The 11,740-nt window shown below is 60.3% G+C and carries 10 protein-coding genes; all 10 read left to right on the plus strand.

Features of this window, described 5'->3' with window-relative positions; all coding sequences use genetic code 11:
* Nucleotides 1-51: 51 nt before the first annotated feature.
* The 10 genes from AO353_RS22390 (at nucleotide 52) to AO353_RS22430 (ending at nucleotide 11,716) form a co-directional block, all read left to right on the plus strand.
* Entirely contained in the window at nucleotides 52-1,572 is a 1,521-nt protein-coding gene (locus tag AO353_RS22390) for an aldehyde dehydrogenase family protein (protein ID WP_054596931.1), read from the plus strand.
* A 276-nt stretch (nucleotides 1,573-1,848) separates the two neighbouring features.
* On the plus strand, nucleotides 1,849-1,920 hold the full coding sequence (pqqA, locus tag AO353_RS30050) for a pyrroloquinoline quinone precursor peptide PqqA (RefSeq protein WP_003253598.1): 72 nt from the start codon (nucleotides 1,849-1,851) through the stop codon (nucleotides 1,918-1,920).
* Between the two features lie 54 nt (nucleotides 1,921-1,974).
* Nucleotides 1,975-2,889, plus strand: coding sequence for a pyrroloquinoline quinone biosynthesis protein PqqB (pqqB, locus tag AO353_RS22395; protein ID WP_054596932.1), 915 nt, complete (start codon nucleotides 1,975-1,977; stop codon nucleotides 2,887-2,889).
* A 165-nt stretch (nucleotides 2,890-3,054) separates the two neighbouring features.
* Nucleotides 3,055-3,807: a pyrroloquinoline-quinone synthase PqqC gene (gene pqqC, locus AO353_RS22400; protein WP_054596933.1), complete on the plus strand. Its 753-nt coding sequence runs from the start codon at nucleotides 3,055-3,057 to the stop codon at nucleotides 3,805-3,807.
* Complete coding sequence (gene pqqD, locus AO353_RS22405) at nucleotides 3,804-4,076, plus strand: pyrroloquinoline quinone biosynthesis peptide chaperone PqqD (protein ID WP_054596934.1); 273 nt, start codon at nucleotides 3,804-3,806, stop codon at nucleotides 4,074-4,076. The genes pqqC and pqqD overlap by 4 nt, the downstream gene beginning before the upstream one ends.
* The gene (pqqE, locus tag AO353_RS22410) at nucleotides 4,054-5,196 is read left to right on the plus strand and encodes a pyrroloquinoline quinone biosynthesis protein PqqE (protein WP_054596935.1); all 1,143 of its coding nucleotides are present in this window, start codon (nucleotides 4,054-4,056) and stop codon (nucleotides 5,194-5,196) included. The genes pqqD and pqqE overlap by 23 nt, the downstream gene beginning before the upstream one ends.
* A 90-nt stretch (nucleotides 5,197-5,286) precedes the next feature.
* Nucleotides 5,287-6,450, plus strand: coding sequence for an alcohol dehydrogenase-like regulatory protein ErcA (gene ercA / locus AO353_RS22415; RefSeq protein ID WP_054596936.1), 1,164 nt, complete (start codon nucleotides 5,287-5,289; stop codon nucleotides 6,448-6,450).
* Nucleotides 6,434-8,161, plus strand: a complete 1,728-nt coding sequence (locus tag AO353_RS22420; protein ID WP_054596937.1) for a NahK/ErcS family hybrid sensor histidine kinase/response regulator — start codon at nucleotides 6,434-6,436, stop codon at nucleotides 8,159-8,161. Before ercA ends, AO353_RS22420 begins: the two co-directional genes overlap by 17 nt.
* A gap of 473 nt (nucleotides 8,162-8,634) precedes the next feature.
* Nucleotides 8,635-10,422, plus strand: coding sequence for a type I secretion system permease/ATPase (locus tag AO353_RS22425; protein ID WP_054596938.1), 1,788 nt, complete (start codon nucleotides 8,635-8,637; stop codon nucleotides 10,420-10,422).
* The gene (locus AO353_RS22430) at nucleotides 10,391-11,716 is read left to right on the plus strand and encodes an HlyD family type I secretion periplasmic adaptor subunit (RefSeq protein WP_173860005.1); all 1,326 of its coding nucleotides are present in this window, start codon (nucleotides 10,391-10,393) and stop codon (nucleotides 11,714-11,716) included. The genes AO353_RS22425 and AO353_RS22430 overlap by 32 nt, the downstream gene beginning before the upstream one ends.
* The last annotated feature ends 24 nt before the right edge of the window (nucleotides 11,717-11,740 follow it).

Raw genomic sequence — 11,740 nt, forward strand, 5'->3', positions numbered from 1 at the left:
ATCGGTCTATCGCCTGTTGACCGACAGGCCTCGACCCAGCAGAGGTTCATCATGATCTACGCTCAACCCGGAACACCCGGCGCCGTCGTTTCCTTCAAGTCCCGCTACGGCAATTTCATCGGCGGTGAGTTTGTCGCCCCGGTCAAAGGCCAGTACTTCACCACGACTTCACCGGTCAACGGCCAGCCAATCGCCGAGTTCCCGCGCTCCACCGCCGAAGACATCGACAAGGCCCTGGACGCTGCCCATGCCGCTGCCGACGCCTGGGGCAAGACCTCGGCTCAGGATCGCTCGCTGGTGCTGCTGAAAATCGCCGACCGCATCGAGCAGAACCTCGAAGTGCTTGCGGTGACCGAAACCTGGGACAACGGCAAGGCTGTGCGCGAAACCCTCAACGCCGATGTACCGCTGGCGGCAGACCATTTCCGCTACTTTGCCGGCTGCATCCGTGCCCAGGAAGGTGGCGCCGCCGAGATCAACGAACTGACCACCGCCTACCATTTTCACGAACCACTGGGCGTGGTCGGGCAGATCATCCCGTGGAACTTCCCGCTGCTGATGGCCGCCTGGAAGCTCGCTCCGGCCCTGGCCGCCGGTAACTGCATCGTCCTCAAACCGGCCGAGCAGACGCCGCTGTCGATCATGGTCTTCGCCGAGTTGATCGCTGACTTGCTGCCACCGGGCGTGCTGAACATCGTCCAGGGCTTTGGCCGCGAAGCTGGCGAGGCCCTGGCCACCAGCAAGCGTATCGCCAAGATTGCCTTCACCGGTTCCACCCCGGTCGGTTCGCACATCATGAAATGCGCCGCCGAGAACATCATCCCGTCGACCGTGGAGCTGGGCGGCAAGTCGCCGAACATTTTCTTCGCCGACATCATGCAGGCAGAGCCCGAGTTCATCGAAAAAGCTGCTGAAGGCCTGGTGCTGGCGTTCTTCAACCAGGGCGAAGTCTGCACTTGCCCGTCCCGTGCGCTGGTGCAGGAGTCGATCTACGAACCGTTCATGGCCGAGGTCATGAAGAAGATCGTCAAGATCAAACGTGGCAACCCGCTGGACACCGAGACCATGGTCGGCGCCCAGGCGTCCGAGCAGCAATACGACAAGATCCTCTCGTACCTGAAAATCGCTCAGGAGGAGGGCGCCGAGCTGCTCACCGGCGGTGCGGCCGAACGTCTTGAAGGCGACCTGTCGAGCGGCTATTACATCCAGCCGACCCTGCTCAAGGGCCACAACAAAATGCGCGTGTTCCAGGAAGAAATCTTTGGTCCGGTGGTGGGTGTCACCACCTTCAAGGACGAAGCCGAAGCCCTGGCGATTGCCAACGACAGCGAGTTCGGCCTCGGTGCCGGTCTGTGGACCCGCGACATCAACCGCGCCTATCGCATGGGCCGGGCGATCAAGGCCGGTCGTGTCTGGACCAACTGCTACCACCTGTACCCGGCGCACGCGGCGTTCGGTGGTTACAAGAAGTCCGGCGTTGGCCGTGAGACCCACAAAATGATGCTCGACCACTACCAACAGACCAAGAACCTGCTGGTGAGCTACGACATCAACCCGCTGGGTTTCTTCTGACCTGCAACGTTAACCGCTCGTAGACGCTGCCACAGGTTCGGGCCAAAAGATCGCAGCCTTGCGGCAGCTCCTAAGGACTCGGGATGTACTCCCGCGATGTAGGAGCTGGCGCAGCCTGCGATCTTTTGATTTTCGCGTTTAACCGTCTCGGCCCTGCCTCGTGTACCCCCTACCAAGGCACCCCGCCACCTCCTTCGAAAGTAGCATTCGGGCGTCAGTCCTCGCGTGTATTAATGCCTCTACCGGAATGCACCGGCACAAGAAGAGGATTGACCCATGTGGACTAAACCCGCGTTTACCGACCTGCGTATTGGCTTCGAAGTGACGATGTATTTCGCCAATCGTTGATGTTCCGTCCGGCCATCTGCACGGTGGCCGGGCCTCTTGTCGGGAGCACTGTCCATGCATATCCGCATTCTTGGTTCCGCCGCCGGCGGTGGTTTTCCGCAATGGAACTGCAACTGTCGCCAGTGCAGCGGCGTGCGTAATGGCCGCCTGAAGGCGCAGCGTCGTACCCAGTCATCGATTGCCTTGAGTGACAATGGTGTGGACTGGGTCTTGTGCAATGCCTCACCGGACATCCGTACCCAACTCGAGAGCTTCGCCCCTCTGCAACCGGCGCGTCGTTTGCGTGATACGGCGATTGCCGGGGTCGTGCTGCTGGACAGCCAGATCGACCATTGCACCGGTTTGCTCAGCCTGCGCGAAGGCTGCCCGCATCAGGTCTGGTGCACCGAGCGGGTCCATCAGGACCTGAGCAGCGGCTTCCCTTTGTTCAACATGCTCAGCCACTGGAACGGTGGTTTGCAGTGGCAGCCCATCGGGCTGGACAGTCAGCCATTCCCTATCGCGGCCTGCGCGCATCTGCAATGGCGAGCGATCCCGTTGCGCAGCAACGCGCCACCGTATTCGCCCAATCGCGGCAACCCGCAACCGGGCGACACCATCGGCCTGTTCATCGAGGACCTGCGCAGCGGCGCGAGCCTGTTCTATGCCCCCGGCCTGGGCGAGGTCGATACCGAGGTGCTGGGCTGGATGCAGCGCGCCGACTGCCTGCTGCTCGACGGCACGCTGTGGCGCGACGATGAAATGCGCCTGTGCGAAGTCGGCCAGAGTCTGGGCAGCGAGATGGGCCACCTGGCGCAAAGCGGCCCCGGCGGCATGCTCGACGTGCTGGAGGGATTTCCTCGCCAACGCAAGATTCTCATCCACATCAATAACACCAACCCGATCCTCGACGAAGACTCGGCCGAACGCGCCGAACTGACACGGCGCAACGTTGAAGTGGCCTATGACGGCATGAGCATCGAGCTGTAAGAGCGGAGACCGCTGCGCGGTCTATCGCGGGCAAGCCTTGCTCCTACGAGACCTTTGGCGAGCGCGCAAATGGCGTGCGACGCAATACTGTAGGAGCAAGGCTTGCCCGCGATGAGGCCAGAGCAAACACCACAGAATCCAACGGTTATTCCCCGGAGAACCGAAATGACTGACACACCACTGGCTCCCGCCGAGTTCGAACAGGCACTGCGTGCCAAGGGCGCCTATTACCACATTCACCATCCGTTCCATCAGGCGATGTACGCTGGGCGCGCCACGCGTGAACAGATCCAGGGCTGGGTCGCCAATCGTTTTTATTATCAGCTCAACATTCCGCTCAAGGATGCGGCGATTCTGGCCAACTGCCCGGATCGCGAGGTGCGTCGGGAGTGGCTGCAACGCCTGGTCGATCACGACGGCGTGCCCGGCAGCGAGGGTGGAATCGAGGCCTGGCTGCGGCTGGGGGAGGCGGTGGGCATCGCGCGTGAGCGGATGCTGTCCCAGGAAATGGTCCTGCCGGGGGTGCGCTTTGCGGTGGATGCCTACGTCAACTTCGCCCGCCGCGCCTGTTGGCAGGAGGCCGCCAGCAGTTCGCTCACTGAGCTCTTTGCACCGCAGATCCATCAATCCCGACTCGACGCCTGGCCGCAGCACTACCCGTGGATCGACCCTGCCGGCTACCAGTATTTCCGCACACGCCTGAGTCAGGCGCGGCGTGATGTCGAACATGGCTTGCGCATTACCCTGGCGCATTACGTCACGCGTGAGGGGCAGCAGCGGATGCTGGAGATTCTGCAGTTCAAGCTCGACGTACTGTGGAGCATGCTCGATGCCATGAGCATGGCCTATGAACTGGAACGTCCGCCGTACCACAGCGTCACCCGCGAGGCGGTCTGGCATCGGGGGATCATCCTGTGAGCGGCATCGAACGTCACCTGCAACCGGCACTGCGCCGTGGCTTTCGCCTGCAATGGGAAGCACGTCAGGATTGCCATGTGCTGCTCTACCCGGAAGGCATGATCAAACTCAATCGCAGTGCCGGCGAGATCCTCAGCCTGGTGGACGGTCAGCGCAATGTGGCGTCGATCATCGAGCTGCTGTCGGCGCGTTTCCCCGAGGTGCCGGGGATCGATGAAGATGTGCTGGCGTTCCTGGAGGTGGCCCATGCTCAATACTGGATCGAATGACCCGCGTCCGGGTCCGCCGCTGTGGCTGCTGGCGGAACTGACTTATCGCTGCCCGTTGCAGTGCCCGTATTGTTCCAACCCCCTGGACTTCGCCCGGCACGGTGAGGAATTGAGCACCGCCGAGTGGATCCGCGTGTTCCGCGAGGCACGGGACATGGGCGCTGCGCAACTGGGGTTTTCCGGTGGCGAACCGCTGGTACGCCAGGACCTGGCCGAGCTGATCAAGGCCGCCCGGGACATGGGCTACTACACCAACCTCATCACCTCGGGGATCGGCCTGACCACGCGCAAGGTCCGGCAGTTCAAGGAGGCCGGACTGGACCATATCCAGATCAGCTTCCAGGCCGCCGACGAGGCGGTCAACAACATGCTCGCCGGCTCGCGCAAGGCATTCGCCCAGAAGCTGGCCATGGCCCGGGCGGTGAAGGCCCAGGGCTATCCGATGGTGCTGAACTTCGTCACCCATCGGCACAACATCGACCAGATCGGACAGATCATCGAGCTGTGCCTGGAGCTGGAGGCGGATTTCGTCGAGTTGGCCACCTGCCAGTTCTACGGTTGGGCCGAACTCAACCGCGTCGGCCTGTTGCCGACCCGTGAGCAGTTGCAGCGTGCCGAACGCATCACCAACGAGTATCGCCAGCGCCTGGAGCAGCAGGGTCACCCCTGCAAGCTGATCTTCGTCACCCCGGACTACTACGAAGAACGCCCCAAGACCTGCATGAACGGCTGGGCCAACCTGTTTCTCGATATCACCCCGGACGGCACCGCGTTGCCGTGCCATAGCGCCCGGCAGTTGCCGGTGCAGTTTCCCAATGTGCGCGACCACAGCATCGAGCACATCTGGAACGACTCCTTCGGTTTCAATCGCTTTCGCGGCGATGAGTGGATGACCGAGCCCTGTCGTTCCTGCGATGAAAAACACCAGGACCTGGGTGGCTGCCGTTGCCAGGCGTTCATGCTCACCGGCGATGCCGCGAATGCGGACCCGGTGTGCAGCAAGTCACCGCACCATGGCAAGATCCTCGAGGCCCGCCGGCAAGCCGAAGCGCCGGGGCAGGGGATCGAGCAGCTGACCTTGCGCAACGAGAAGGCGTCGCAGTTGATCTTTCGCGGCTGAGGCGCGGACTACCCTTTGGTCTGATTGCATTCGCAGCGGGATGCTTTAGGCTGGCTATTACCTTCTAAAACAATAAAAACAGGCTTTCCAATGAGCCAGAATCTTAGCCAGCTGCGTAAATTCGTTTCGCCTGAAATCATCTTCGGTGCCGGCTGCCGGCATAACGTCGGCAACTATGCCAAGACCTTCGGCGCGCGCAAGGTGTTGGTGGTCAGCGACCCCGGCGTGATCGCTGCCGGTTGGGTCGCCGATGTCGAGGCCAGCCTGCAGGCCCTCGGCATCGACTATTGCCTGTACAGCGCCGTGTCGCCCAACCCGCGGGTCGAAGAAGTCATGCTGGGGGCCGAAATCTACCGTGAAAACCACTGCGATGTGATCGTCGCCGTAGGCGGCGGCAGCCCCATGGACTGTGGCAAGGGCATCGGCATCGTCGTTGCCCACGGTCGCAGCATTCTCGAGTTCGAGGGCGTGGACATGATCCGTGTACCGAGCCCGCCGCTGATCCTGATCCCCACCACCGCCGGCACCTCGGCGGATGTTTCGCAGTTCGTGATCATCTCCAACCAGCAGGAGCGGATGAAGTTCTCCATCGTCAGCAAGGCGGTGGTGCCGGACGTTTCGCTGATTGACCCGGAAACCACCCTGAGCATGGACCCGTTTCTGTCGGCCTGTACCGGCATCGATGCCCTGGTGCACGCTATCGAGGCATTCGTCTCCACCGGTCACGGCCCGTTGACCGACCCGCATGCGCTGGAGGCCATGCGGCTGATCAACGGCAATCTGGTACAGATGATCGCCAACCCGACAGATATCGCCCTGCGCGAAAAGATCATGCTGGGCAGCATGCAGGCCGGCCTGGCGTTCTCCAACGCGATTCTCGGTGCGGTGCACGCCATGTCGCACAGCCTGGGCGGTTTCCTCGACCTGCCTCATGGCTTGTGCAACGCGGTGCTGGTGGAACATGTCGTGGCGTTCAATTACAGCTCGGCACCGGAGCGTTTCAAAGTGATTGCCGAGACCTTTGGCATCGACTGCCGCGGCCTCAATCATCGGCAGATCTGTGGGCGTTTGGTGGAGCACCTGATCGCGCTGAAACACGCCATCGGTTTCCACGAAACCCTGGGCCTGCACGGAGTCGGCACGTCTGACATTCCGTTCCTGTCCCAGCATGCGATGGATGACCCGTGCATTCTCACCAACCCCCGCGAGTCGAGCCAGCGTGATGTCGAGGTCGTCTATGGCGAAGCCCTCTGACGAGCAACAGCGGGCGCTGACCGGATTGCTGGGGCTGGGCAATCATTCGGCGCGCAAGAGTCATTACCCGGAGCTGGCGGCCCGTCTCGACGAGCTGGAAGCCGAACGCAACCGCTACAAATGGTTGTTCGAAAACGCTGTCCACGGAATTTTCCAGGCCAGCCTGCAACAGGGCATGCTCGCCGCCAACCCGGCGCTGGCGCACATGCTGGGTTACGAGACGCCTCAGGAAGTGCTGTTCTCCCGGGCCGATCTGGCAAGCCAGTTGTTCGTCGGCGATGCGCAGGAAGTGCAGGACATCGCTGAGACCCTGCAAGCTCAACGCAGCCTGCTGGGTTATGAAACCCAGCTGCGACGCAAGGACGGCAGCCACATCGATGTGTTGATGAACCTGCTGCTCAAGCCGGATCAGGAGGGCCTGGTGGAAGGTTTTGTCGCCGATATCACCGAGCGCAAATTGGCCCAGCAACGCTTGCAGACGCTCAACGATGAGCTGGAACAAAGGGTCACCGCGCGCACCGATGAACTGCTCGAAGCCAACCGCAACCTGCAACAGCAGATCGCCCAGCGTGAGCAGGTCGAACAGGCCTTGCGCGATGCCCGGGATGCAGCGCAGGCAGCCAACAACAGCAAGGACAAATATCTCGCCGCCGCCAGCCACGACCTGCTGCAACCGTTGAACGCGGCGCGCCTGCTGATTTCCACTTTACGCGAACGCCCGTTGCCCAGTGTTGAACAGGTGCTGGTCGAACGCACCCATCAGGCACTGGAAGGCGCCGAAGACCTGCTCACCGATCTGCTGGATATTTCCCGTCTCGATCAGGCCGCGGTCAAGCCGGACATAGCCCTGTATCGCCTCGATGAACTGCTGGGCCCGTTGGTCTCGGAGTTCCAGTCGGTGGCCGGAGCGGCCGGGTTGAACCTGCGGGTACACATGGGCAATTTTGCCATCCACACCGACCTGCGGCTGATGTCGCGGATCATCCGTAACTTGCTCAGCAATGCCTGTCGCTACACCGAGCAGGGCAGCATCCTGCTGGGCGCCCGGCGACGTGGCAAGAACCTGCGCCTGGAAGTCTGGGACACTGGTCGCGGTATTCCGGCCGACCGTCTGGACTCGATTTTCCTGGAGTTCAACCAGTTGGACGTCGGACGTGCCGCCGACCGCAAGGGCGTCGGGTTGGGGCTGGCTATCGTCGAGCGTATCGCGAGAATTCTCGAGCACAAGGTCGAGGTCCGCTCGTTGCCGGGACGCGGCTCGATGTTCAGCATTCAGGTGCCGATCGGCGAGCAAGTGCCGCTGCCCATCCATCAGGCGGCGCCGCAGCCGAGTACCGGCAACCCTCTGCCGGGCCGTCGTTTGCTGGTGCTGGATAACGAAGTGAGCATCCTCGAGAGCATGAGCGCATTGCTCGGCCAGTGGGGCTGCGAGGTGGTGACGGCAACCGACGAGAGCGGTGCGCTGCTGGCCTTGCAGGGGCGGGCGCCGGAATTGATTCTGGCGGATTTCCATCTCGACCATGGGGTCATCGGCTGCGACGTGATTCGCCACCTGCGCGAGCATTTCGCCGCCGCCATTCCCGCCGTGATCATCACCGCAGACCGCAGCGATCAGTGTCGCCGCTCCTTGCAACGACTCGGCGCGCCGCTGCTGAACAAACCGGTCAAACCCGGAAAGCTGCGAGCGGCGTTGAGTCAGTTGCTTGGGTAGCGCCCGATCCGAGCTCTGCTTTCGATCAAGCGATCAAGCCGGCCCGATAGAAATCTCCAGCGGTCGTTAAGCGCGATCGCCAGCGTCTCTTGGCCATTTGATGACGTCATTGATCGATACGGATTTTCGGTGTGACGGACATACCGACTCGCAGCTTCGCCGCAGCGGGCTGATCGGGATCGATGCGAATGCGCACAGGCAAGCGCTGCCCTGGCTTTTTCCAGATCAGCTTTCAGAACGTCCACTTGCTGCCGGGCAGCCTGTTGCTGCGCTTGCGCAGTTCCCGACCCGTCAGTAGCCAGATTGCGATAACGCACATGATTGACTCCGGTCAGCTTGTATCTTGAACTCTTCACCGACGGGGCTTGGCAGGGATAGTTCTGGTTGCCTGAGGCGATATCGCCAATTGCTACGCACAGTCGTTTGGCATGATCTAATCTCCACGAAAGATGACTTTTCTATCAGGAGTTTCAATGCGAAGCCCACCTGAAAATAGTCTGCAAAATGCGTTGAAAGCCTGTAGGAGCAGCTTTGTTTCCGTTGGTTTTTTCAGCTTATTCATTAACGCATTAATGCTTGTTCCTACTTTCTATATGCTTCAGGTGTATGGGCGAGTGATAACCAGCGGAAGTCTGACCACCCTGGCAATGCTGACGCTGATCATGACCGGACTGGTGGTCACGCTCGGCTCCCTGGAGTGGGTTCGTTCGCGCATCATGGTTCGGGTCAGTACACGGCTGGATGTGTTGCTGAGCCGCCAAGTCTATAAGGCCAGTTTCAAACGGGCTCTGGAAAGTGGCGGCATGGATGCTTCGGCCCAGTCGCTCAACGACTTGACGGGCTTGAGACAGTTTCTCACCGGTAATGGATTGTTCGCCTTTTTCGATGCGCCCTGGTTGCCTATCTATATCGCTGTGATGTTCCTGTTTCATCCCTGGTTTGGCTGGGTAGCGATAGGCAGTGCGCTGTTGTTGTTACTGCTTGCGTTTATCAATGAGAAATTGACAGGGCCGGCGCTCGCTCAGGCTAACAAGGAACATATAAGCGCGACGCTCCATACCACTAAAAATCTGCGTAATGCTGAAGTCATCGAGTCCATGGGCATGCTTGAAACCCTTATGGACCGTTGGGCGCGCCGGCAAAGAAACGTCCTTTTTCTGCAGGCCTGGGCGAGCGATCGGGGTGCCATAGTCAGCACGCTTTCCAGGTCCTTCCGGATCCTGGTGCAATCATTGATCCTTGGCCTGGGGGCGTACCTGGCCGTGGATCATCAGGTGGGGGCCGGCATGGTGTTTGCCGGGTCCGTACTGCTAGGGCGCGCATTGGCCCCCATCGATTTGATCATCGGCAGCTGGAAGGGCTTTATTGCGGCCCGCTCGCAGTACGGTCGTCTCAGCGACATTCTCGGCAAACAGCAGGCTCAACCCGAACGTATGTCGTTGCCTGCGCCTCAGGGGCACGTGCAAGTAGAAAATTTAATCGTCGCGGCGCCCGGCTCGAAAACTCCGATCATCAAAAACATGAGTTTCAGCGTACCTGCCGGTTGTGTTGTCGGAATCATCGGTCCAAGTGCCGCGGGCAAGTCCACCCTGGCCAGGGCATTGATGGGGGTCTGGGTGCCGCTGCATGGTGTGGTTCGGCTCGATGGTGCGGACATCAGCGCGTGGGACAAACATGAGCTTGGGCCGTATATAGGTTACTTGCCCCAGGACATTGAATTATTCGAAGGCAGCATCAGCGAGAACATTGCCCGCTTCGCCGAGGTCGATTCCGAGAAGGTCGTTCTGGCTGCCAGGTCGGCTGGCGTTCACGAAATGATTTTGATGTTGCCGGATGGCTATGACACCGTCATTGGCAGCGATGGCTTCACGCTTTCGGCAGGGCAGCGCCAACGCGTAGGCCTGGCCCGTGCCCTGTATGGCAACCCGCGACTGATTATCCTCGATGAGCCCAACTCCAATCTCGACGATGTCGGTGATCGCGCCCTGGCGGCGGCCATCCAGCAGCTCAAGCTGACAGGCGCAACCGTTTTTGTGATTACGCACCGAACCAACATCGTGTCCCAACTTGACCGGCTCATGGTGATGAACGGTGGAGCTATCAGTCTCTATGGGCCACGCAAGAACGTGCTGGACGAACTAAACGCGCAGCAGCAGCAGGCGCAAAAGCATGCCGCGCAAGCAGCCGTCGCAAGTACGGCTTCGGTTGCTACCGGTAAGGGCGATGTCGATGAATCGTACGATTCCCAGTCATCAAATTGATAGCTTCGCTGACCTGGCGGTATCTGACCGGAAAGTACGTCGCCTGGGTTTTGGCATTGTATTGGTCACTTTCGGACTGTTCGGCACCTGGGCGGCGTTCGCACCACTCGATGGCGCTGCCTACGCGCCTGGCGTGGTCACCGTGCAGGCTTACCGAAAAACGGTTCAACACCTCGAAGGTGGCATCGTCAAAGAGGTGTTGGCCCATGACGGTGACATCGTCAAGCGTGATGACCCGCTGATTATTCTCGATGATGCCCAGTTGCGATTCGAATACGAGACGACCCGAAGTCAGCTCGTTGCAGCCAGTGCCATGCAGGCAAGACTCAGAGCCGAGCGGGACAATCTGTCGGTAATCGGCTTTGGCACCATGCCCGATCCCGACAGTCTGCGAGGTGCCGAAGCGCGCCAGAGCGAGACACAGGTATTCAACGCACGACGGGGATCACGGCTGGGCCAGATATCGGTGCTGCAAGAGCGTATTGGTCAGTTGAATCAACATATCAAAGGGATGGAGGCGATGATCGGTGCCAAGGGGCATCTGGATAAATCCTACAGCGGTGAAATAGTTGAATTGAGTGACCTGTTGTCCCAAGGGTTCGTTGACAAACAACGTCTGCTTGAGCAGCAGCGCAAGCTCGAAATGCTCAGGACCGAAATGGTCGATCACCGTTCCACCATTACCAAGACTCGCCTGCAGATCAACGAAACACAGCTGCAGATTCTACAAATCGATAAAGACTTCAATGCCGACGTCACCAAACAATTAGCCGAGGTTCAGACCAGGATTTACGACCTGCAAGAGAAAGCTTCCGCATTGGAGGACCGGCTCAGCCATATCATCATCCGCGCACCCGATCCAGGTATGGTGATTGGTATGACGGTGCATACGATCGGGGGCATCGTGCGCCCGGCGACACCGCTGCTGGATATTGTTCCCTCGGTTTCAGAGCTGGTCATAGAGGCCCAGGTAGCGCCCGTCGATATCGATCGCATCGCCATCGGCAAGCGTGCCGATATCCGTTTCGGCGCGTTCAATAGCTATACGACGCCGGTGATCGAAGGCGTGGTCAGCAGTGTCTCGGCAGATCGGCTGGTCAATGAAAAGACCGGGACTCCCTATTACCTGGCCCGGGTCCGGGTCACCGAAGCCGGTGCGCGCGCCTTGGGTGAGCGCAAATTACTGCCGGGAATGCCAGCGGATGTGTTGATCATCACGGGGCAACGCACGCTGTTGCACTACCTGATGCAGCCGGCCCGTAACGCCTTCTCTCAGTCGATGATCGAGGAATGACCGTGCGAGTGCTTGCAGCTCTGC

This window comes from Pseudomonas fluorescens (assembly GCF_001307155.1).
In the GTDB taxonomy this organism is placed as follows: Bacteria; Pseudomonadota; Gammaproteobacteria; order Pseudomonadales; family Pseudomonadaceae; genus Aquipseudomonas; species Aquipseudomonas helvetica.